Origin of the sequence: Streptomyces sp. NPDC096132, from assembly GCF_044763345.1 — a bacterium.
In the GTDB taxonomy this organism is placed as follows: domain Bacteria; phylum Actinomycetota; class Actinomycetes; order Streptomycetales; family Streptomycetaceae; genus Streptomyces.
Map to the genome: position 1 here is coordinate 235184 of NZ_JBIWGA010000014.1, position 21889 is coordinate 257072.

16 protein-coding genes and 1 pseudogene are annotated in these 21889 nt (G+C 69.8%); 7 read left to right on the plus strand and 10 right to left on the minus strand.

Going from position 1 to position 21889, the window contains the following annotated elements:
- Nucleotides 1–16 precede the first annotated feature (16 nt).
- The 3 genes from ACIRF9_RS30995 to ACIRF9_RS31005 all read left to right on the plus strand — a co-directional run bounded on the left by ACIRF9_RS30995 (nucleotide 17) and on the right by ACIRF9_RS31005 (nucleotide 2387).
- Complete coding sequence (locus tag ACIRF9_RS30995) at nucleotides 17–460, plus strand: hypothetical protein (protein WP_403828684.1); 444 nt, start codon at nucleotides 17–19, stop codon at nucleotides 458–460.
- 42 nt (nucleotides 461–502) lie between these two features.
- A complete protein-coding gene (locus ACIRF9_RS31000; protein ID WP_403828686.1) occupies nucleotides 503–1405 on the plus strand; it encodes an LLM class flavin-dependent oxidoreductase in 903 nt (300 codons plus the stop codon).
- A 94-nt stretch (nucleotides 1406–1499) separates the two neighbouring features.
- Nucleotides 1500–2387, plus strand: coding sequence for a Cof-type HAD-IIB family hydrolase (locus tag ACIRF9_RS31005; RefSeq protein WP_403828688.1), 888 nt, complete (start codon nucleotides 1500–1502; stop codon nucleotides 2385–2387).
- A 30-nt stretch (nucleotides 2388–2417) separates the two neighbouring features.
- On the opposite strand, the gene ACIRF9_RS31010 is transcribed toward ACIRF9_RS31005, so the two are convergent.
- The 5 genes from ACIRF9_RS31010 to hisC form a co-directional block, all read right to left on the minus strand.
- Nucleotides 2418–3473, minus strand: coding sequence for a murein hydrolase activator EnvC family protein (locus ACIRF9_RS31010; RefSeq protein ID WP_403828690.1), 1056 nt, complete (start codon nucleotides 3471–3473; stop codon nucleotides 2418–2420).
- A 108-nt stretch (nucleotides 3474–3581) separates the two neighbouring features.
- The gene (gene cydD / locus ACIRF9_RS31015; RefSeq protein WP_403828692.1) at nucleotides 3582–7091 is read right to left on the minus strand and encodes a thiol reductant ABC exporter subunit CydD; all 3510 of its coding nucleotides are present in this window, start codon (nucleotides 7089–7091) and stop codon (nucleotides 3582–3584) included.
- Nucleotides 7092–7103: 12 nt separating this feature from the next.
- Nucleotides 7104–8108, minus strand: coding sequence for a cytochrome d ubiquinol oxidase subunit II (gene cydB / locus ACIRF9_RS31020; RefSeq protein WP_403828694.1), 1005 nt, complete (start codon nucleotides 8106–8108; stop codon nucleotides 7104–7106).
- Between the two features lie 20 nt (nucleotides 8109–8128).
- A complete protein-coding gene (locus ACIRF9_RS31025; protein WP_403828696.1) occupies nucleotides 8129–9637 on the minus strand; it encodes a cytochrome ubiquinol oxidase subunit I in 1509 nt (502 codons plus the stop codon).
- Between the two features lie 179 nt (nucleotides 9638–9816).
- Nucleotides 9817–10896 (minus strand): histidinol-phosphate transaminase, encoded by a 1080-nt coding sequence (gene hisC / locus ACIRF9_RS31030; protein WP_403828698.1) that lies wholly within the window; start codon nucleotides 10894–10896, stop codon nucleotides 9817–9819.
- 430 nt (nucleotides 10897–11326) lie between these two features.
- Between hisC and ACIRF9_RS31035 the strand changes: the two genes are divergently transcribed.
- The 3 genes from ACIRF9_RS31035 (at nucleotide 11327) to ACIRF9_RS31045 (ending at nucleotide 15353) form a co-directional block, all read left to right on the plus strand.
- Complete coding sequence (locus ACIRF9_RS31035; RefSeq protein WP_403828700.1) at nucleotides 11327–12439, plus strand: LacI family DNA-binding transcriptional regulator; 1113 nt, start codon at nucleotides 11327–11329, stop codon at nucleotides 12437–12439.
- Between the two features lie 723 nt (nucleotides 12440–13162).
- The gene (locus ACIRF9_RS31040; RefSeq protein ID WP_403828702.1) at nucleotides 13163–14245 is read left to right on the plus strand and encodes a metallophosphoesterase; all 1083 of its coding nucleotides are present in this window, start codon (nucleotides 13163–13165) and stop codon (nucleotides 14243–14245) included.
- 226 nt (nucleotides 14246–14471) lie between these two features.
- On the plus strand, nucleotides 14472–15353 hold the full coding sequence (locus ACIRF9_RS31045; RefSeq protein ID WP_403828703.1) for a hypothetical protein: 882 nt from the start codon (nucleotides 14472–14474) through the stop codon (nucleotides 15351–15353).
- Between the two features lie 183 nt (nucleotides 15354–15536).
- Here the strand turns inward: ACIRF9_RS31045 and ACIRF9_RS31050 are convergent, their stop codons facing one another.
- Both ACIRF9_RS31050 and ACIRF9_RS31055 read right to left on the minus strand, forming a co-directional pair.
- Entirely contained in the window at nucleotides 15537–17096 is a 1560-nt protein-coding gene (locus ACIRF9_RS31050) for a VWA domain-containing protein (protein ID WP_403828705.1), read from the minus strand.
- Between the two features lie 46 nt (nucleotides 17097–17142).
- Entirely contained in the window at nucleotides 17143–18039 is an 897-nt protein-coding gene (locus ACIRF9_RS31055) for a LysR substrate-binding domain-containing protein (protein WP_403828707.1), read from the minus strand.
- A gap of 118 nt (nucleotides 18040–18157) precedes the next feature.
- On the opposite strand from ACIRF9_RS31055, the gene ACIRF9_RS31060 reads away from it, so the two are divergent.
- Entirely contained in the window at nucleotides 18158–18553 is a 396-nt protein-coding gene (locus ACIRF9_RS31060; RefSeq protein ID WP_403828709.1) for a VOC family protein, read from the plus strand.
- A 151-nt stretch (nucleotides 18554–18704) separates the two neighbouring features.
- Here ACIRF9_RS31060 and ACIRF9_RS31065 read toward each other — a convergent pair.
- From ACIRF9_RS31065 to ACIRF9_RS31075, 3 genes and pseudogenes are all read right to left on the minus strand, one after another.
- A pseudogene (locus ACIRF9_RS31065) lies at nucleotides 18705–18857 on the minus strand (thiamine biosynthesis protein ThiC); the annotation flags it as partial.
- A gap of 106 nt (nucleotides 18858–18963) precedes the next feature.
- Nucleotides 18964–20217 carry a DUF3825 domain-containing protein gene (locus ACIRF9_RS31070; protein WP_403828711.1) on the minus strand — a complete coding sequence of 418 codons (1254 nt, stop codon included), beginning with the start codon at nucleotides 20215–20217 and terminating at the stop codon, nucleotides 18964–18966.
- A 350-nt stretch (nucleotides 20218–20567) separates the two neighbouring features.
- Nucleotides 20568–21854 carry a DUF4241 domain-containing protein gene (locus ACIRF9_RS31075; RefSeq protein ID WP_403828713.1) on the minus strand — a complete coding sequence of 429 codons (1287 nt, stop codon included), beginning with the start codon at nucleotides 21852–21854 and terminating at the stop codon, nucleotides 20568–20570.
- Between the last annotated feature and the right edge of the window lie 35 nt (nucleotides 21855–21889).

Genomic DNA, 21889 nt, shown 5'->3' on the forward strand with positions numbered 1-21889 from the left:
GTGCATGATCGGTGGTATGGACCACCTCCCCACCACCGAGGCCGCCGTCACCGCCCTCCGCGCGATCGCGGAGGCGTACGCCCTCGACATCGAGGTCACCCACGACATCGGCGCCGACCAGACCTCCCGCCGCACCACCGCGGGCCTCGGCGTCACCACCGACCCGGACGGCACGCTGCCCCATGAGGCCTACGTCGAGCTGGGCGGCCGACCCGGCGTGAGCGTACGGCTCTACCCGGACGGCGACGCCGTGATCACCGTCGAGGGCCTGCCGTGCCCCGACGTGGACCGCGACGACGTGCCCGCCTTCCTCCGCGCCATCTACGACGGCCACGCCTGGGTGAAGACCCGCCGCTTCCCGCCGAGCGCCTATCTGGTGGTGCCCCTGCCGGGCGACCGGGTGCACAAGGAGTTCATCTCCTTCGCCCTCAGTCCGTGGCTGGCCGGCCGCGTACGGTGACCGTTTCACGTGAAACACGGTCGGCCGCATACGCTCGATGACATGAGTCTGCGCCTGAGCACCGTGATCCTCCCGTACCGACGCTGGAACGAGGGGGGTCGTTCGGCGTGGACACGGGCCGAGCAGCTCGGTTTCCACACCGCCTACACCTACGACCACCTGTCCTGGCGCACCTTCCGTGACGGCCCCTGGTTCGGCGCGATCCCCACGCTCACCGCCGCCGCGGCCGTGACCGATCGTCTGCGTCTGGGCACGCTGGTGACCTCGCCGAACTTCCGGCACCCGGTGACCCTCGCCAAGGACCTGATCTCCCTGGACGACATCTCCGGCGGCCGGGTCACCCTCGGCGTCGGCGCCGGCGGCACCGGCTTCGACGCCACCGCGCTCGGCCAGGAGCCGTGGACCCCGCGTGAGCGGGCCGACCGGTTCGCCGAGTTCGTGCCGCTGCTCGACCGGCTGCTCACGGAGGACTCCGTGTCGTACGAGGGCGACTACTACTCGGCGCACGAGGCGCGCAACATCCCCGGCTGCGTCCAGCGTCCCCGGCTGCCCTTCGCCGTCGCGGCGACGGGACCGCGCGGACTGCGGCTCGCGGCCCGCCACGGGCAGGCGTGGGTGACCACCGGAGACCCCAAGCTGTACGAGACCGGCACCCCGGAGCAGTCCGTTCAGGCCATTCGCGGTCAGGTCGAGAAGCTCGCCGACACCTGCGCGGCTCTGGGGCGGGACGTGAACGAACTGGACAAGATCCTGCTCACCGGGTTCACCCCGGACCGTGGCCGCCCGCTGGAGTCCCTGGGCGCCTTCGTCGACTTCGCGGGCCGGCACCAGGAGCTCGGCTTCACCGAGCTGGTGGTCCACTGGCCCATCCCGGACTCCGACTTCGCGGCAGACGAGAAGGTCTTCGAGCAGATCGCCATGGAGGCACCCGGCCAACTGGGCTGACAACGACGACCGGTCACCCGAGCCGTGGAAGTCCGGCCACCTGAGCCGTTCCTGTGACTCATGTGTGCGGACTCTCGCACGGTCGTGCGGGCATATGCGCGAGAATGGCCGGGTGACCTCAGCGACTCGACAGCCCGAGACCCCGGCCCCCGCCCTTCCGCCGCGGCTGATCGCCACCGATCTCGACGGCACTCTGCTGCGCGACGACAAGTCGGTGTCCCCGCGCACGGTCGCCGCCCTCGCGGCCGCCGAGGAGGCGGGCATCGAGGTCTTCTTCGTCACCGGCCGCCCGGCCCGCTGGATGGACGTCGTCAGCGCCCATGTCCACGGCCACGGCCTGGCGATCTGCGGCAACGGCGCCGCCGTGGTCGACCTGCACGGCGGCCCCGGCACCCACCGGTTCGTGAAGGTGCGCGAGCTGGAGCGGGACAACGCGCTGGACGCCGTACGGCTGCTGCGCGACGCGGCGCCCGGCACGATGTACGCGATCGAGCAGACGTACGGCTTCTACCAGGAGCCGGAGTACCCGAAGATGCACATGGAGGTCCCCGACAACCTCGCGCCCGCCGAGGAGCTGCTGGCGCCCGACGGCCCCGGTTCCGCCGAACCGGTGCTGAAGATCCTCGCGTTCCACCCCACGATCGACCCCGACGCCTTCCTCACCCTGGCGCGCCTCGCCATCGGCGACCGGGCCAATGTCACCCGGTCCAGCCCCAGCGCCCTGCTGGAGATCAGCGGCCCGGACGTCTCCAAGGCCAGCACGCTCGCCCTGTGCTGTGCGGAGCGCGGCATCTCGCACGAGGAGGTCGTCGCGTTCGGGGACATGCCCAACGACGTCGAGATGCTGACCTGGGCGGGCCGCTCGTACGCGATGGGCAACGCGCACCCGGACGTGATCGCCGCCGCCTCGGGACAGACGGTCGCCAACAACGAGGACGGCGTCGCCGTCGTCATCGAGCAACTGATCACCGAGCGCCGGTAGTCCCTGGGGCCGGCCCGGTCCACCGGCCCGCTAGGCGACGGGCACCCCGCGTGCCGCCAGCCACGGCACCGGGTCGATCCCCGAGCCCAGCTGGGGAGTCACCCGCACCTCGAAGTGCAGGTGCGGGCCCGTCGAGTTGCCGGACGTGCCCGACTGACCGATCCACTGCCCGGCCGTCACACTGTCGCCCTGGTCGACCGTGACGGCGGCCAGATGGGCGTACTGCGTGTAGTAGCCGTCGGCGTGCTGGAGCACGATCTCGATGCCGAACGCGCCGCCGCACGACACCCGCACCACGCGCCCCGCGCCGACCGCCCGCACGGGCGTTCCGATCGGCACCGCGAAGTCCTGCCCGGTGTGCCGGTTCACCCAGCGCTCACCACCGCTGCCGAACCCCGCGGACAGGGTGTACGTCTCGACGGGCGTGACCCACTCGCCCACGACCTGCGTGGACGGCTGGTCGAGCCGCACGGCACCGCGGCACGCGCCCGCGGCGACCGAGGCGTCCGCCTGGCCCTGCAACTGCCACCGCGCCTGGTCCAGCTTGTCCTCGATGTCCTTCTTCAGGGCGGCGAGTTCGACGTTGCGCCGCTCGACCACCTGCCAGGCCTCCACGGCCTTCGCCTCGTCGGCGGCCAGCCGTGCCTCGGCCCGGCGGCTCTTGTCCATCGCGTTGTCCAGGGCCAGATTCGCCTGGGAGAAAAGATGCTGACCGCGCATCAGCCGGTCCGGATCGCCCGCCAGCAGCATCTGCGCGACGACCGGCAGCCCGCCCCCGCCCCGGTACTGGGCGCGGGCGATTCGGCCCAGGTCCTCGCGCAGCACGGCGATCTCCCCCCGTTCCCGGCCCAGGAGCGCCTCCAGCCGCCGGACCTCGCCCTGCTTCGCCTCCGCCTCGCGCCGCCCCGTCTCGTACCGCTGGGTGGCCACGGCCGCGTCCTCGTACAGCCGCGCCACCTGCGTGCTGAGCCCGGAGTCCGCGCCGTCGCCGGGCTCCCCGTCGGCGGCCGTGGGCCCGGCCGCCAGCACGACGGCCCCGCACAGCGAGGCCACGACGAGCCGGGTACGACGGTGAAGTGAGCGCATGTCAGCGATCGTGACCCGGCGGTCCGCACCCGGTCCTGTTGTGGTCGTACGGCCGGGGGACGCACCACCCCTGATGGCGCAACCCGCGCCCCGAGCCGGCGGTCCGGCCTACCGCGCCCCCACCAGCAGCTCCGCCGCCGCCTCCCGCTCGACCATCCTCCGCAACGGACCCTCCACGGCCGCCAGTTCCCCATATGTCCCGCGCTGCACGATCCGGCCCGCGTCCAGGACGACCACCTCGTCCACCGACTCCAGCCCGGCCAGCCGGTGCGTGATGAGGAGGGTGGTACGGCCCTCGGTGGCGGCCAGCAGGTCCGCGGTGAGCGCGTCGGCGGTCGGCAGGTCGAGGTGCTCGGCGGGCTCGTCGAGCACCAGCACGGGGAAGTCGGCCAGGAGCGCGCGGGCCAGCGCGAGGCGCTGCCGCTGCCCACCGGAGAGCCGGGCGCCGTGTTCGCCGACGAGTGTGTCGAGCCCGTCGGGCAGCCCGTCCGCCCACTCCAGCAGGCGGGCCCGCGCCAGCGCGTCCCGCAGCTCGTCCTCGCTCGCACCCTTCCTGGCCAGCAGCAGGTTCTCGCGCACCGAGCTGTCGAAGAGGTGCGCGTCCTGGGCGCACAGCCCGACGAGCCGCCGCACGTCGTCCCCGTCCAGGGCGCCGGCGTCCACGCCGCCGAGCGTGTACGAGCCCGCGTCCGCGTCCAGGAAGCGCAGCAGCACCTGCGCGAGGGTCGTCTTGCCGGAGCCGGAGGCCCCCACGACGGCGATCCTGCGCCCCTGTGCCAGCGTCAGGTCGACCCCGGCGAGGGCGTCCCGGTCCTGCCCGGCGTGCCGGGCGGCCAGCCCCTCGAGGACGAGCGGGAACGGCGACGCGGGCGCCTGACGGGGCCGCTCCGGCTCGCGTACGGGATCGGGGGAGTCCAGGACCTCGTACACCCGTTCCGCGCTCCTGCGCACCCGCTGGCGGTACTGCACGGCCAGGGGGAGCCCCAGGACGGCCTCGAAGGCGGCCAGCGGGGTGAGGACCACCACCGCCATGGTGACGCCGTCCAGTCGTCCCGCGGCAACCGCCCGGGCGCCCACGAGCGCGGCGGCGGCGACGGTCAGCCCGGAGACGAACGCGGTCAGCCCGTCGCCGAGCGCGGTGGCCGTGGCGGCCCGGGAGGCGATGCGGGTGAGCACGCCGTCGGCGGCGCGTACCTCAGCGGTACGGGCGGGCAGGGCGCCCGCGACGGTCAGTTCGGCGGTGCCGGTGAGCAGGTCGGCCGTACGGGTGGCGAGCACCCCCCGGGCGGGGGCGAGCCGGCGCTCGGCCCGCCGCGCCACCGCTCCGGTGACCAGCGGGACACCCACTCCGGCCGCCAGCAGCCCGGCTGCCAGCACTGCTCCCGCCTCGGGCAGCAGCCATGCCGTGAACGCCACCGACCCGGCCGACACGACGACGGCGGCACCGGCGGGCAGCAGCCAGCGCAGCCAGTAGTCCTGCAGGGCGTCCACATCGGCGACCAGCCGCGTCAGCAGGTCGCCCCGGCGCGTCGTCCGCAGTCCCGCGGGGGCCAGCCGCTCCAGGCGCCGGAACACCGCGACCCGGGTGTCGGCGAGCATCCGCAGCACGGCGTCGTGCGACACGAGCCGCTCCGCGTACCGGAACACCGCCCGCCCGATGCCGAAGGCGCGGGTCGCCGTCACCGCCACCATCAGGTACAGCACCGGCGGCTGCTGCGAGGCCCGCGAGATGAGCCATCCGGAGGTGGCCATGAGCCCGACGGCACTGCCGAGGGCGAGGCTGCCGAGCAGCAGAGCGAGGGTGAGCCGGCCGCGGCGGGCGCCCGCCATGCCACGGACCCGGGCGAGGACGCCGCCGGTCACGGGCTCGACCGCGACGGACACGGCCGCCTCCTCCAGCGGCTCGGAAGCGGCGTTCAGAGGCTCGGGAGCGGCCTTCGGTTCCGCCGCCCGGTCCACCCCGGCACCGACGGGCCTCGCGGCTCCCTCCGCCGTGTCCAGCCGTACCACCCGGTCCGCCACACCCAGCAGTGCCGGGCGGTGCACCACCAGCAGCACGGTCCGCCCGGCCGACAGCCGCCGTGCGGCCGCGACGACCTCCGCCTCGGTCTCCCCGTCGAGCGCGGCCGTCGGCTCGTCCAGCAGCAGCACGGGACGGTCCGCGAGGAACGCCCGGGCCAGCGCGAGCCGCTGCCGCTGCCCCGCCGACAGCCCGGCCCCGTCCTCGCCGAGCACCGTGGCCGCTCCCTCGGGCAGCGCGTCCACGAAGTCCAGCGCCCCCGCGTCCGCCAACGCCCGCCGCACGGCGGCCTCGTCGGCCTCGGGACGCGCCAGCCGTACGTTCTCGGCGACCGTCCCGGCGTACAGATGCGGGCGCTGCGGCACCCAGGCGATCCGTGACCGCCACTGCTCCAGGTCGGCGTCCGCGAGGTCGACTCCCCCGACCCGTACCCGGCCCTCGGCGGGTCGCACAAAGCCCAGCAGGGCGTGCAGCAGGGTCGACTTGCCCGCGCCGCTCGGGCCCACCAGCGCGACGGTCTCCCCTGGTGCGACGGTGAAGGACACGCCGGAGACGGCGTCGGCCGAGCGTCCGGGGTAGCGGACCGTCACGTCCTCGAAGGCCAGACCGCCCGCCGTAACCGCCGTCGTGCCCGAGGCCGGGACCGGCGTCTCCAGCACGGCGAAGATCTCCTCGGCGGCCGCGAGCCCCTCGGCGGCCGCGTGGTACTGCGCCCCGACCTGCCGCAGCGGCAGATACGCCTCGGGCGCGAGCACGAGGATGACGAGGCCGATGTACAGGTCCATCTCGCCGTGCACGAGCCGCATGCCGATCGTCACGGCGACCAGGGCCACCGAGAGCGTCGACAGCAGTTCCAGCGCGAACGACGAGATGAAGGCGATCCGCAGCGTCCGCATGGTCGCCCGGCGGTACTCACCGGTGATGCGCCGGATCGACTCGGCCTGGGCCTTGGCCCGCCCGAACACCTTCAGCGTCGGCAGCCCGGCGACCACGTCGAGGAAGTGCCCGGAGAGCCGGGACAGCAGCTGCCACTGACGGTCCATCCGCGTCTGTGTGGCCCAGCCGATCAGCACCATGAAGACCGGGATGAGGGGGAGGGTGCCGACGATGATGGCCGCCGAGACCCAGTCCTCGGTGACGATCCGCGCCAGCACCGCGACCGGCACGACCACCGCGAGCCCCAGCTGCGGGAGGTAGCGGGAGAAGTAGTCGTCCAGGGCGTCCACACCGCGCGTGGCGAGAGCGACCAGCGAGCCGGTGCGCTGGCCGCCGAGCCAGCCGGGCCCCAGCGCGGTGGCACGCTCCAGGAGCCGGCCCCGCAGCTCCGACTTCACCGCCGCGCTCGCCCGGTGGGCGGCGAGTTCGGTGAGCCAGGCGACCAGCGCGCGGCCGATCGCCACGGCCGCCAACAGCAGCAGGGGAGTGCGGAGTCCGGCGACCGACAGACCGTGCTGGAACGCGCCGACCACCACTTCGGCGATGAGCATCGCCTGGGCGATGACCAGCGCCGCCCCGACGGCACCCAGGCCGACGACCGCCACCAGGAAGAGGCGGGTGGCGCGGGCGTACCGGAGCAGACGCGGATCGATTGGTTTCACGTGAAACACACCTCAGTGCGCGGTTTCAGCGATGTGCTGCGTTCCGATGCGCTTGCGGAACACCCAGTAGGTCCACCCCTGGTAGAGCATCACGAGCGGTGTGGCGATCGCCGCGCACCAGGTCATGATCTTGAGGGTGTACGGGCTCGACGAGGCGTTGGTCACCGTGAGGCTCCAGTCCGCGTCGAGCGTGGACGGCATGACGTTCGGGAAGAGCGTCAGGAAGAGCATCGCCACGGCGGCCACGATGGTGACGCCGGAGAAGGCGAACGACCAGCCCTCGCGCCCCGCCTGGTTGGCCACGAGCGCGGCGACCAGGGCGGCGACGGCCACGACCAGCGCGACGAGGCTCTTGGCGTCACCGCTGTCGACCTGCGTCCACAGTAGGAAGACCAGGGCGAGGACCGCGGTGACCAGTCCGACCTTCAGGGCCAGCTTCCGCGCCCGCTCCCGGATCTCGCCGACGGTCTTGAGCGCCGTGAACACCGCACCGTGGAAGGTGAACAGCGTCAGGGTCACCAGACCGCCGAGCAGCGCGTACGGGTTGAGCAGGTCCCAGAGGTTGCCGACGTACTCGAAGTTCCGGTCGATCTTCACGCCCCGCGCGATGTTGCCGAAGGCCACGCCCCACAGGAACGCCGGCAGGAGCGAGGTCCAGAAGATCGCGGTCTCCCAGTTGCGCTGCCAGTTCTCCTCGGGCCGCTTCGCCCGGTACTCGAAGGCGACGCCCCGCACGATGAGGCAGACCAGGATGAGCAGCAGGGGCAGGTAGAAGCCCGAGAAGAGCGTGGCGTACCACTCGGGGAAGGCGGCGAAGGTCGCGCCGCCCGCCGTGAGCAGCCACACCTCGTTGCCGTCCCAGACGGGGCCGATGGTGTTGATCAGCACCCGCCGCTCGGGCCGGTCGCGGGCGAGCAGCTTGGTGAGGATGCCGACCCCGAAGTCGAACCCTTCGAGGAAGAAGTAGCCGGTCCACAGGACGGCGATCAGGACGAACCAGACGTCGTGCAGTTCCATGACTGTGCAGCTCCCTCGGCCTAGTAGGAGAAGGCCATCGGCTTGTCGGCGTCACGGGAGTCGCCGCCGATCTTCGTGGGCGGGTTGAGGTCGGCCTCGGTGAGTTCGGGCGGGCCGGCCTTCACGTACTTGACCAGCAGCTTGACCTCGACGACGGCGAGGACGGCGTACAGGGCCGTGAAGACGATCATCGAGGTGAGGACCTCGGCCTGGGAGACACCGGGGGAGACCGCGTCACGGGTCTGCAGGACGCCGTAGACGACCCAGGGCTGGCGGCCCATCTCGGTGAAGATCCAGCCCCAGGAGTTGGCGATCAGCGGGAAGCCCAGGGTCCAGATCGCGACCAGCCAGTACAGCTTGGCGAGCTTGGGGCTGAGGGCCTTGTTCCTGAGGAGGACGAGGTGGGGCACCTCGTCGTCACCGACCCGCAGGTGTTGCGGCAGCATGAACTTCTTGCGGGTGAGCCAGAGTCCGGCGAGGCCGATGGTGAACGACGCCATGCCGAAGCCGATCATCCAGCGGAAACCCCAGTAGGCGACGGGGATGTTGGGCCGGTAGTCACCGGGCCCGTACTTCTCCTGCTCGGCCTTGTTGACGTCGTTGATGCCGGGGACACGCGAGGTGAAGTCGTCGTTCGCGAGGAAGGAGAGCAGGCCGGGGATCTCAATGGCGACCTTGTTGTGCCCCTTCTCGACGTCGCCGTAGGCGAAGACCGAGAACGGCGCGGGCGCCTCACCGTCCCACAGCGCCTCGGCGGCGGCCATCTTCATCGGCTGCTGCTTGAACATCACCTTGCCGAGGACGTCACCGCTGATCGCGGTGAGCAGGCCGGCGATGACCACGGTGACCAGGCCCAGCCGCAGCGAGGTCTTCATCACGGCGACGTGCTTCTTGCGGAACAGATGGAAGGCGGCGATACCCACCATGAAGGCGCCACCGGTCAGGAAGGCCGCCGACATGGTGTGGAAGACCTGGCTGAGCGCGGTGTTCTGGGTCAGCACGGCCCAGAAGTCGGTGAGTTCGGCCCGGCCCTTCTCCTTGTTGATCCGGTAGCCGACCGGGTGCTGCATCCACGAGTTGGCCGCGAGGATGAAGTAGGCCGACAGGATCGTGCCGATCGAGACCATCCAGATGCACGCCAGGTGGATCTTCTTCGGCAGCTTGTCCCAGCCGAAGATCCACAGGCCGATGAAGGTGGACTCGAAGAAGAAGGCGATCAGGGCCTCGAAGGCCAGCGGGGCGCCGAAGACATCGCCGACGAAGCGCGAGTAGTCGGACCAGTTCATACCGAACTGGAACTCCTGCACGATGCCCGTGACGACGCCCATCGCGATGTTGATCAGGAAGAGCTTGCCCCAGAACTTGGTCGCCCTGAGGTACTTCTCCTTCTCCGTGCGCACCCAGGCCGTCTGGAGCCCCGCGGTGAGCGCCGCGAGGGAGATGGTCAGGGGCACGAACAGGAAGTGGTAGACGGTCGTGATGCCGAACTGCCAGCGCGCCAGGGTCTCCGGCGCCAAAGCCAGGTCCACGTCGCCGCTCCTTACCTCACAGGCTTGTGGAACATACGCTCAGCGAGCGCTTGTGAAAGCGTTCACATTCACAAGCTAGTATGACAAACACCTTCCAGACAAGGGGAAGGGGGTCCCGATTACCACCGGGAACCCCCTTCAGTACCATCCCTGACCTGCGTAAACGCATGGGCGTCCGACTACAGCTCCTTGCGGAAGTCCTCCGCCACCTTCAGGAGGATGTCGTTCGCCTCGGTCTCGCCGACGGTCACCCGGACCCCCTCGCCCGGGAACGGCCGGACCACGACCCCGTGCTGCTCGCACGCCGCCGCGAACGCCGCCGTCCGCTCCCCCAGCCGCAGCCACACGAAGTTGGCCTGGGTCTCGGGCACCGTCCAGCCCTGGACGCGCAGACCGTCGACCACGCGTGCGCGCTCGCACACCAGGGAGCCGACCCGGCCGAACAGCTCGTCCTCGGCGCGCAGCGAGGCGACCGCCGCCTCCTGCGCGAGCTGGCTCACCCCGAACGGCACCGCCGTCTTGCGCAGCGCCTCCGCCACGGGCTCGTGGGCGATCGCGAAGCCGACCCGCAGGCCCGCGAGACCGTACGCCTTCGAGAACGTGCGCAGGACACAGACGTTCGGCCGGTTCCGGTACAGCTCGATGCCGTCCGGGACCTCGGGGTCACGGATGAACTCCCGGTAGGCCTCGTCGAGCACGACCAGGACGTCGCTCGGCACCCGGTCGAGGAACCGTTCCAGCTCGGCCCGCCGTACGACCGTGCCGGTGGGGTTGTTGGGGTTGCAGACGAAGATCAGTCGCGTCCGGTCGGTGATCGCGTCGGCCATCGCGTCCAGGTCGTGGACGTCCCCCGGCGTCAGCGGCACCTGCACCGACGTGGCACCGCTGATCTGCGTGATGATCGGGTACGCCTCGAAGGACCGCCAGGCGTAGATCACCTCGTCGCCGGGGCCAGCGGTCGACTGGACCAGCTGCTGGGCGACGCCGACCGAACCCGTGCCGGTGGCGATGTGGGAGGCGGGCACGCCGAAGCACCCGGAGAGCTCGTCCACCAGGGCCGAGCACGCCAGGTCCGGGTAGCGGTTGAAGTTGGCGGCGGCGGCCGTCACGGCCTCCATGACCCCGGGAAGCGGCGGGTAGGGGTTCTCGTTGGACGACAGCTTGTAGGCCACGGGACCGCCGGCCGCGGCTGGCTTGCCCGGCTTGTAGGTGGGAATCCCCTTCAGCTCGGCACGCAGCTTGGGGCTCGTCTCGCTCACCGCAGTCCTCCTCGTGACCACCACCGGCTCCCGGCTTCAATACTGCTCACCTTATGAGGATTCGGCGCGGGTGCGTACAGGTGCGGCGGCGCCTGAGTCCGGTGCGGGTGCGTTTCCATGATCACGGAGGACGAAGGTCCACGAAGACCTACGAAGGCGTACACGTCAGGGGGCGCGCCATACATATATCTATGCGCCGGTGGCTCACGCCGTGGCGCGCATCCCTCGTGCAGGTGAGTTGAGACCTCTTCGAAACATCGGTGCCTTGGCAGGCTCATGCGCGCCAACACGTCACGTCCTGGCATGCGAACGCCCAACTTCCTTTGTTTCCAAGGAAATTGTTCCCAACAGACCTTGCAGAAACGTGCCTGTCAACGCGTGCATATGCGTCCGCCCTACCCCACCGGATGAGCCCTACTATCGGCTCGCCATGACAGCAGCAGGGAAGCACCAGGTGAGCCGCGCGGAAACCTCACGCCGAGGCAACCGGCCGGGACGGGCGGGCATCAGGGACGTGGCCGCCGCCGCCGGAGTCTCCATCACGACCGTCTCCGACGCCCTCAACGGCAAGGGCAGGCTCCCCGACGCCACCCGACGCCATGTCCGCGAGGTCGCCGACCGACTGGGCTACCGCCCCTCGGCCGCGGCCCGAACCCTCCGTACCGGCAAGTCGGGCCTCATCGGTCTGACCGTGACGACGTACGGGGATGAACCTTTCACCTTCACCGAGTTCGCGTACTTCGCGGAGATGGCGCGCGCCGCCACCTCGGCCGCGCTCGCCCGCGGCTACGCGCTCGTCATCCTCCCCGCGACCTCGCGCCACGACGTGTGGTCGAACGTCGCCCTGGACGGCACGGTCGTCATCGACCCGTCCGACCAGGATCCGGTGGTCAGCGAGCTCGTGCGGCAGGGTTTACCGGTCGTCTCCGACGGCCGCCCGGCCGGCCCGCTGCCGGTCACCGCGTGGGTGGACAACGACCACGAGGCCGCCGTGCTCGACATCCTCGACCACCTGGCCGACGCCGGCGCCCGCCGCATCGGCCTGCTGACGGGGACCTCGACGGACACGTACACGCATCTGTCGACCACCGCGTATCTGCGCTGGTGCGAGCGGGTCGGTCAGGACCCGGTCTACGAGGCGTACCCCGCCCACGATCCGTGCGCGGGCGCCGTCGCCGCCGACCGGCTGCTGGCCCGCCCCGACCGACCGGACGCCGTCTACGGCCTGTTCGACCCCAACGGCACCGATCTGCTCGCCGCCGCCCGCCGCTACGGGCTGCGGGTGCCGGAGGACCTGCTGCTGGTGTGCTGCAGCGAGTCCACTGTGTACGCCAGCACCGAGCCGCCCATCACCACGCTCTCCCTGAAGCCGCGCCGGATCGGCACGGCGGTGGTCCAGCTCCTCATCGACGCGATCGAGGGCGTGGAATCGGACTCGCCGGTCGAACAGGTGATACCGACCGAACTGATCGTCCGTACCTCTTCTCAGCGACGTCCGCCCCGGACGACGGTGAGCCCGCCTCGGGCGCCGGAGAAGGGGTAGGGACGGGGTGGGGGTGGGTCCTGGGGGCGGGGAGGTTCCCAGGGCCGTGAGGCCCGTGAGGTCTTGAGGTCTCCGGGGCCTTGAGGTGTTCGGGGGCTGGTCTCAGGGCGTGGTCGTGGTCTTGGGGCTTGCGTGGGCATGCGGGCGTGGTTTTGGCGGGCGTACATGGGCACGCAGCGCCCTTGCGGGGCTCCGCCGCGTACCCGCCCGTACGCGCGCTGTGCCATCACACGTCCGCCCGACCTTCGCGGCGCGCTCCGTCAGCCCCTCAGCACCCCGCCTGCCCCACGGCGCGCTCCGTCAGCCCCGCAGCACCCCCATCCGACCCCTGCGGCACGCTCCATCCCCCGCAGCACCCCGTTCCGGCCCTGCGGCGCCCTCCACCCACCCTCGCGGCCCGCTCCATCACCCCCGCAGCGTGCTCCATCCACCCCCACAGCGCCCGGCGTCCGCGCCCGGCGGTGTCCTCCGGGAAAGCGGTTCCCCGACCTGTCGGTCGGGCCGGGCGCGTGTGAGTGGGTGTGCGCCGGGTGTGTGTCGGCTGCCGAACCCCGGCCCAATCGGGGCGAAAGCCGCGATGAACTGGAGCCTTGCTCCGATTCACCACCCCTGGGTCATCACACGGCCCGATCCGCATTCCTATGATGGGCCCACGGCACCTGCGGGCCGCTGCGACCAGGCAGCCCGAAGGGTGCAGATGCGGCGCGATGGTGGAGGGGTCTGATGACTCAGGGGGCCGGTCAGGGACCCGAGGCGGAGCGGACGGCGACGTTGCGCGACTTCCGGGTACCCGCGTACGTGCACGAGACCGGTCCGTACGACCACGGCACGCATCCGGGCAACGTCGCACCGCCTCTCGAGGACCCCTTGGAACATCCGGAGGGCTACACGCCCACCCAGCGCGACCTGCCGGTCATCAACCGCGGCGACACCCTCCAGGTGGCCGTGGAACCGGAGGCCGCCCCCGACCCGCTGCCCGCGACCGGTCCCGGACCGCTGTTCGTCGTCGGTGACGTGCACGGCTACCTCGACGAACTGGTGGCCGCGCTGCAGGAGAAGGGCCTGATCGACGCGGCCGGCAACTGGTGCGCGGGCACCGCCCGGCTCTGGTTCCTCGGCGACTTCACCGACCGCGGTCCGGACGGCATCGGCGTCATCGACCTCGTGATGCGGCTGTCCGCCGAGGCCGCCGCGGCCGGCGGCTACTGCAAGGCCCTCATGGGCAACCACGAGCTGCTCCTGCTCGGCGCCAAGCGTTTCGGCGACACCCCCGTCAACTCCGGTGCGGGCACCGCCACCTTCCAGGCGGCCTGGCTGCTCAACGGCGGCCAGAAGTCCGACATGGACCGCCTCCAGGACCACCACCTGCAGTGGATGGCCCGGCTCGACGCCGTCGAGGAGGTCGACGGTCATCTGCTCGTCCACTCCGACACCACCGCCTACCTCGACTACGGCGACTCGATCGAGGCGGTCAACGACACCGTCCGCGAGACGATCACGCGCAACGACGCGGACGAGGTGTGGGATCTGTTCCGCAAGTTCACCAAGCGCTTCTCCTTCCGCGACGAGGGCGGCGCCGACGCCGTCCGCTCCCTGCTCGATACGTACGGCGGCACACGGATCGTTCACGGGCACAGCCCGATTCCCTACCTGACGGGCGAGGTCGGCTCCGAGGAGGGCGAGGACGAGGGCGGTCCGCACGTCGAAGGACCGCACGTCTACGCCGACGGGCTGGCCATCGCGATGGACGGCGGAGTGACGATGGCCGGAAAGCTGCTGGTCCAGCAACTTCCCCTGGACGGCTGAGCGTTCACGACCGGACGCCCGAGGCGTTCACCGGGCGGGCGCACCCCGCCACTGAACGGCGTCCGGCCGGTCGACGGCTGCGCAGGCCAGGGGCCAATTTCGGCAAACCCCCTGTCACCGCATGCCGTCGCCGCTCTACCATCGGCTTATCCGTAGCAGGCTCCCCTCCGTTTCTGCCCGACGGCTCGTTGGCATGCGAGCCCCAAGCCCTACGGAGCATCGGGGGATGCACATGAACAGCGTTCCGCAGCACCTGCACAGTGAGGACCGCCAAGAGTACGAGCGGGTCCTCGACGAGGCGCTGCGCTCCGCACCACTCCACCCGGAACTGGCCGCTGTCGGACAGCGGCTCAACCCAGAACAGCTGCGCACCATGGCGCTCAACGCCTCCGCGCTCATCACGGCGGCCGCGGCGACGGAGTACCAGCACTATGTGAAGATCCGCGACGAACTGCGCCACCCGGCGCCGTCCACCCCCTCGTCCCCGAGCGAGTCCGGCTCGGGTGAGCCGGGCACGGGTGCGATGGGGCTCGCCACCACCATGGGGGAGGCGGCCCAGGCCGCCGAGGGTGCGGGCGCGGGCGCCGTCGCCATCGCCGCCGTGCTCACCCCCGTTCTCGCCGGAACGGCCGCGGTGATCTTTCTGCTCGTCGGCTACCTCCTCAAGGCGGTCGAACCCGATCAGACGGTCGCCCAGGCCATGCTCAACGTCGGATGGGCGTTCGGGGCCATCGCCGCGGCGGCGATCCTCGTCGCCACCGTCGGGCTGCTGCTCACCGCCCTGCGCAACCGTCCCGCTCTGGAGGCCGGACCGTACGGCGAACTGAGCGGCGAGGTCGACCGGGCCAGGGAAGCCTGGCGGGAAGCCCTGCTGGAGCGCGGCATCCTGCCGTTTCTTCGGGAGGCTCTCACCGACCCCGGTAACCCGGCCGCGCTGCGCCCCGAACCGGCGCCGCCGGCCCCCACCGGCCGCCTCCCGAAGATCGGGTACGACCGTCCGGGCTTCACCAGCCCCGACGACGGCCCCGCGGCCGGCCCGCGCCCGAGCTTCACCAGCCCGGACTACACGAGCCCGGACTTCGGCGGCCCGGAGCACCAGCCGGAATAGGCACTCGGCTTGCGCCCCGCACGCCTGTGGTCCGGGGGAGCGTAGGGGAGCGCAAGCCGTTCGGTGCGGCGTCCGTGCGGGCTGTTCGGCTCGGCCTCCGTGCGTGATGTTCGGCGCAGGGTCCGTGCGTGCTGTTCGGCTCGGTGTCCGCGCAGGCCGGTCGGCCCGTTGTCCGTGCACGGGTCAGAGGATGCCCGCGCGACCGGCCGCCGTGATCCAGGACGGGAACTCCGACAGCAGCCGGTCGTAGAGCTCCTGGTCCGGGACGGTGCTGATGTCGTCCACGGCGAAGAAGCCGACGTTGTCGACGCGACGGCCGGGAAGCGTGTCGAACCGTTCCAGGACGCCGTAGTTCGACCGGCCGAGTCCCACGAACTGCCAGAAGACCGGCTCCTCGACCGCCCCGCGCAGCTCCTGCTCGATCGCGGCGTCGCGGTAGACCCCTCCGTCGGAGAAGAACAGCACGAGGGTGGGCACGGGCGCGGGGTTGTCCCGCACATAGGCCCTGACCTCGGCGATCGCCTTCTGCTCCTCGTTCTGGATGCCGACCGTCCGCATGTCCACCTGCCCGGCCTCCATGCCCTTCCGTGGCTTCTTGCTACGGCGGAACAGGCTGATCTCGCCGACGCGCACATGCAGCCGCAGCCACTCCGGGAGCTCGCCCAGGCTGAGGTCGGGGAGACGTGCGGGGTTGCTGGCGAACGTCCAGGCCTGCATCTCGCCGTCGTCGTCCAGCTGCGCCGCCACCGCGGCCATGCGCTCGACGACGTCCGCCACCACACCGCGCGAGTACAGGAACGCCATGGATCCGGAGGCGTCGAGCACGAGGACGATCCGTGCGCGGATCCCCGCGGCTCCGCGCTTGCTCAGACTGACGGCGACCTGCTCCTTGCGCAGCGACAGCCGCTTGCGCATGTCCACGGGGAGCCGCTCCTCCCCCTTGGTCAGCCGAGGATGACCGGGAGACGGCGGGGGCGCGGCGGGCGGCACCTGTGCGGCGTTGGGCGGCACCGGAGCGGCCGCGGCGGGCGGCACCGGAGCGGCAACGGCAGGGGGCTGCGGAGCGGCAGCCGCGGCAGGGGGTGCCGGGACAGCCGTGCCGGCCGCGGAGGGCGGCGGAGCGGCCGATTCCGGGGCGCGGGACGCAGCCGTCGCGGGGGAATGTCGTACGGCCGTCTCCGGGGCCGGCGAGCCTGTCGCGTCGGCCGGTTCCTCGTCGACCGTGATCCCGAAGTCGGTGGCCAGTCCGGCGAGTCCGGAGGCGTAGCCCTGTCCGACCGCGCGGAACTTCCAGCGCCCCTCGCGCAGGTACAGCTCGCCGCCGATGAACGCCGTCTCCGTCTCCGCTCGCATCTCGAAGCGCGCCAGTTCGGACCGCCCGTCCGGGCCGAGCAACCGCAGCGTCAGACCGGCGACCTGCCCGAAGGTGCCGCCGTCGGCGGACGCGCACAGCGCCACCCGCTCGATGGCGCTCTCCAGCGAGCGGAGGTCCACCTCGACCGTGTCGGTCACGACCCCGCCGGCTCTCCCCTTGCCGAGGTGTGTCACGGCGCCGGACGCATGGCGCGGCTGGTTGTAGAAGACGAAGTCACCGTCGTCCCGCACCCGCCCCGCCGCGGTCAGCAGCAGCGCGGAGGCGTCGACATCCGGTCCTCCGGTCCCCTCAGACCAGCTCAGTTCCACACGAACGGCGGGCGAGTCGACCGGCAGGTTGGCACCCTTGCTCATGGATCGCGCAGTCATGCAGCCAGTCAAGCACCGACGCCTCCGCTGTCCGAGGGGTGCGCGCTCAGCCGGTCGGCGGCGTTTCGGCGACGTCCGCCGTGGCCCGTACGAACTCCCGGACGCGCTGTGTGGTGTTCCCCTCCCGCCAGACCGGTCCCCGTTCGATCAGTTGTGCGTCGTGCAGCGGTACGTAGGACACGTCCGGCCGGGGGTAGTAGCGCCGCGCGTGCTCTCCGACCGGGAGGACTCCCCTGCCCATCGCCACCAGCGTGAGCATCTCGGAGAAGGACCCGCCCGTCGGCCCCTTGGGAACCGGTCTGCCCGACGGGGTGTGGTCCGGTGTGCGGTCCCGCTTGAAGCCCGCCGAGGTCACCTCGGGGTACTGGACCACGGGGTGGTCCGCGAGCACTTCGACCGAGACCGACTCCTCGCCGGCGAGCGGATGCCCGGCGGCGACCGCGAGCACCCGTCTCTCCGTGAGCATGACCGGTCCACGGGCCATTCCGTCGAAGGGGTACGACGCGATGAGGACGTCGATCGAGCCGTCGAGCAGGCTCGCTCGCGAGTTGGACAGCTGAACCTCCCGTACGTCGACCCTGCAGTCGGGGTGCCGCTCGCCGAACAGACCGACCGCTCTCAGGAGCGCGGGCGCCGTGCCCTCGCCGAGGAAGGCGACCCGGAGTTCTCCCGTGACACCGCGACTCGCGTCCGCCGCCCTCCGCAGCGCCTCGTCCATCTTGGCGACCAGGGGAACCAGGTCATCGGCCAGCTGACGCCCGACCGTCGTGAGGCGCACGGTTCTGCTGGTCCGCTCGAACAGCGTTCCTCCGATCCGCCGCTCAAGCTTCTTGATCACCTGGCTGACCCGCCCCGTCGTGACGCGCAGCCGCTCGGCCGTGCGGCCGAAGTGCAGTTCCTCGGCGAGCGTCAGGAAGGTCTCGATCTCCACCCGTTCCAGCACGGTCCCCCCGGCGTTTAGTCATGCTCAACGAACGTATGCCGATCCTGCCTTGATGGCGAACTCCCCCCGGCGGATCGTGAGAGGCGTCCCCCCTCACTCCACCACCGAGGAAGCCGCCATGACCTCTTTGCACGTGAAGGCCTTCGACCACCTGGTCCTCAACGTCGGCGATGTCGAGCGGGCCCTGGACTTCTACGCCGGACACCTCGGCCTGGAGCCGGTACGCGTCGACGAATGGCGGGCCGGCAAGGTCCCGTTCCCGTCGGTGAGGATCACCCCCGACACCATCGTCGACCTGGTCGGCCGGGCCCGCGGAGAGTCCAACGTCGATCACATCTGCCTCACCGTGGATCCCCTGGACTGGGACGAGATCATCACGTCGGGCGCCTTCACCGTCCTCGAAGGCCCCGTACAACGCTTCGGCGCCCGCGGCACCGCCACATCGGTCTACGTCCAGGACCCTGACGGCAACACCGTGGAACTCCGCTGGTACCCACAGGACACCCCGACCTGACCAACCTCAGAACCGGAAAGATCGCCCTCGCCCCGTGACCGCCCCGATCCCCAAACCCGACCCGGCCGACCGAGCGGGGATCCGCGCTTCGCTGCCGCCAAGCCCTCACGGCGACAGGAAACACGGACCGCTTACGCCCGAACCTCCTTCCTCAGTCGGCGATCGGCAGGTAAACCCTGTTCCCGCTGGCCGCGAACTCCTTCGACTTCTGGGCCATGCCCTCCTCGATGCCCTCCCGGCTCCCGCCGTGTGCTCGGCGAATGTCCGGAGAGATCTTCATCGAGCAGGAGATCAGACCGCAGAGCCACGTAGGCCGACCTATAGCTCTCCCTTAAATGCCGCCGGTCAGCCTCATTCACATAGCTACGTCCATCAATCAGGGGAATCAATCCCTGGACAACAGAAAATCCCTACGGATTGAGCCAGTCGCGATCCGGCCTGGCCAGCAAACGCGCATTGTTCAATGCGGCATGAAGCGGAAGAACGGTTTCACCCGTATATTCCACAAGCTCCCCAGTTTCCTCGCTGACCTGCCTCCTTGCAACGAGGGCCAACTGGGCCTTACCAGAGCCATCAAGGGAAAGAGGAAGCAGCAGTTGAATTTCCCCTCGATGGTACTGAGGAATCGCCGTTTTGTAATTTCTCATCAGCCGCTTGATGGCGGCATCCTTAGCTGCCATTGTAAATGCTAGCGCAAGTTGAGGGGACTTGCGATACTCGGCCGGATACCGGTCAATGTTATCCCGGATGAAGTGATCAGAGTCCAGCACCAAGTCTTTGCGCGGATCGAAAAAGAGAACTGACGGGTCGTCCCAGTATTTGGCCATCTGAGGTCGCGGACTAAACACACCGCTCACGCGGTTGTCACTTGCCTTCACCCAGTCGAAGAAGCGCCAAGAGCATCCATCATCCGCCGGGCTCTTGGCCACAAAGAACCCATAAATATCCTCTTGGCTATCCGTTACCAGGCCGGTATTGAATGCAGCATGAGAGATTCCACCTTTCAAGCCATAGGCGATCAGTCCGTCTTCAACGATCTTAGCGAAGGTGTACCTGATGTAGCTGATCAGGATCGGAAAACGAGCACTACCTCCACCCGGACCGTCACCCTCATCCCCTGAAGCAGGGCTCTGAAAATCCCACACTTCACGCTCCGCGAGAAGCGCGAGTTTCTCCCAATTAGAGTCGTGATAAGCTGAGAATTTCTCCCACGGCGCCCTCGGGTCAAGGCGCTTTACATGAATCGCCTGGAGCCCGCGCTCTGTCGGCTTAGCAAAGTACTCGACATCTTCACCTGCGATTAGCTCCGCACGTCCACTAGATGTCATGACGCTTGAGTGATGTACAAACACCAGATTCTCACTGGCCCCACCGGATACGCCTCGAATGAATCCGAATCCCTTGGCGAAGTCGAAGTTATCGACAACTCCCTGGATTCGCTGGGGTGGACTCTCCAACTCGACGACCCTGGGGTCCTTGCCAGGAACTGGCTCGGTACGGATCAATACCGGCTCGCCCTTCACCAAAGTGCGATAGCCGACTCCAGGAAGAACACTTCTATGAACGAAGGCCCTCGTCCCGTCCGGGACGTCGATCGACCCGAACCCCTTCTTGTCGTCGAACCAGGCAACAGTGGCTGCTCGCAGCTCGCTAGCGTCACTCATGGCCCAGTCCTACCGCATCCAGTCATGGTCTCGAAGCCGCTTTGTCAGGAAGGGCTCAGGATGCGGTCAAATCCCCTCACAGGCGATGTTCTACCTAGGTGGCGGGGTGCCCGCCAAGGACACCGATCGGTTCTGGCACCTCATCGAATCCGCGCGTCCTCCGCGGCCTCCACCGGCAAGTCCCTCGACGATGCTCTGCTGAGCCTGCTCACCGACCGTCGACCACTGGAGACCCTGAGTACGCGGCGCGATTCGACAAGGTGCACGACCGTCTGTACCGGTGGGACGCCTGGGCCGCCGCACACCTAATGGGCAGCGAGCGCCAGCCGCGATGACAGGGCTCGGTCCGCTCAGAGCAACCGCAGGTCGGGCAGATAGCCGATCAGGACCGTGACGCACACCGGCTTTCCCGTGCTTGCACGTCCCAGCCATACGGGATACATGCCGTCCCCGCCGGTATAGAAGGAGACGAGGTCACTGTCGGTCGCCTCATCCGTGGTGCGGATGTACCCGTCACTGATGCTCTCTCCTGCGTCGTCCTCCTGGTCCTTGAGGTAGCGCCGGTACTTGTCCGCGAGTACGTCCCACCCCGAGGCGTCAGCGAAGGACCCCGCAGCGCAGTCCGTGTCGAAGCCGAAGATCTCATCCTCACGCAAGAGCCTGAGGTCGTCCTCCTCGGTGAGCGCCAGCTCCCACGACCCGACCGGTTCTTCCCCGAGCAGCAGACGGACAGCGACTTCCTCCTCCACGGGGAAGCGCTCGTCCTCGTACTGGCTCTCATAGGCAACCACGGCAGCCTGCATGAGGTAGTCGCCCGGAGGGATCCGCTCGGACAGCTCACGACGAGCGCCGTGACCCTTGGTGAGGGGGTCCTGGACGACCAGCCTGCCGCTGGGCACACGAAGAGCCGCGATGTTCCGTATTGCGCTGACCGTCATCTCCGGCTCGAAGCTCGTCGCGATACGTGTGCCTGGCTCGAACAACTCCTTGAGGTGGGCTGGTCGGGCCGGACGCGGAGGCACCCAGAGAGAAGGTCGGCCATCGGTGACGCGGTCTACGCACCATGCCTCGGTCTCGCTCGCAGTGGCGTCCACAAAGTCCGGTTGCTGTCCCGGCGGCAGCGGTTTCGACAGGAGCAACTGCCTGACACCACATACGCCGAACCCCGATCTGTCATGCCATCGGTTCTCTTCGGGAATGTTCGCGGGCGTGTGGCGTGACGGTCCTCGCACCCCCTTCGGTTCGCTCACCTTGCGCCCTTTGCCTCCTGGAAGGAGGTCCATATAGGTACGCCCGGCGTCGGGGGCGAACTCGGTTTGCTCCTCGGTGTCATAACGCCATGCCCCAAGGCGGCGCAGGAACAGGCGGCCGGGTTCGAGCAGGCGCCAGTCCGCCTCCCTGGTCCGCCGTCCCTGATCGTCGTACGCCCATGCGCCCACGTGGGATTCACCCCAGGCCACCAGATGCACCTCGACTGGTGAGGTTCGGCCCTCCAGCCGGTGCACCATCACATAAGGCTTTCCCACACGGTCCCGTGCTTCGGCCGCGGCGGGCGAGAGCGGGTGGACCACGGTCCGGGAGGCCAGATCCCATCCCTCAGCGAAGGACACCTTCACCGTCTGCTCAGCATCCCGCATCACGCCTCCCGAGCTGCACCGATCATGCTCCTGCT

Bases quoted from the DNA above. Each gene is read 5' to 3' on its own strand.
- ACIRF9_RS31005 (WP_403828688.1), top strand. From the start codon at position 1,500: ATGCGCGAGAATGGCCGGGTGACCTCAGCGACTCGACAGCCCGAGACC.
- ACIRF9_RS31045 (WP_403828703.1), top strand. From the start codon at position 14,472: ATGCACATGAACAGCGTTCCGCAGCACCTGCACAGTGAGGACCGCCAA.
- cydB (WP_403828694.1), bottom strand. From the start codon at position 8,108: ATGGAACTGCACGACGTCTGGTTCGTCCTGATCGCCGTCCTGTGGACC.
- ACIRF9_RS31040 (WP_403828702.1), top strand. From the start codon at position 13,163: ATGACTCAGGGGGCCGGTCAGGGACCCGAGGCGGAGCGGACGGCGACG.
- ACIRF9_RS31075 (WP_403828713.1), bottom strand. From the start codon at position 21,854: ATGCGGGATGCTGAGCAGACGGTGAAGGTGTCCTTCGCTGAGGGATGG.
- ACIRF9_RS31060 (WP_403828709.1), top strand. From the start codon at position 18,158: ATGACCTCTTTGCACGTGAAGGCCTTCGACCACCTGGTCCTCAACGTC.
- ACIRF9_RS31000 (WP_403828686.1), top strand. From the start codon at position 503: ATGAGTCTGCGCCTGAGCACCGTGATCCTCCCGTACCGACGCTGGAAC.
- ACIRF9_RS31070 (WP_403828711.1), bottom strand. From the start codon at position 20,217: ATGAGTGACGCTAGCGAGCTGCGAGCAGCCACTGTTGCCTGGTTCGAC.
- ACIRF9_RS30995 (WP_403828684.1), top strand. From the start codon at position 17: ATGGACCACCTCCCCACCACCGAGGCCGCCGTCACCGCCCTCCGCGCG.
- ACIRF9_RS31010 (WP_403828690.1), bottom strand. From the start codon at position 3,473: ATGCGCTCACTTCACCGTCGTACCCGGCTCGTCGTGGCCTCGCTGTGC.
- ACIRF9_RS31050 (WP_403828705.1), bottom strand. From the start codon at position 17,096: ATGACTGCGCGATCCATGAGCAAGGGTGCCAACCTGCCGGTCGACTCG.
- ACIRF9_RS31035 (WP_403828700.1), top strand. From the start codon at position 11,327: ATGACAGCAGCAGGGAAGCACCAGGTGAGCCGCGCGGAAACCTCACGC.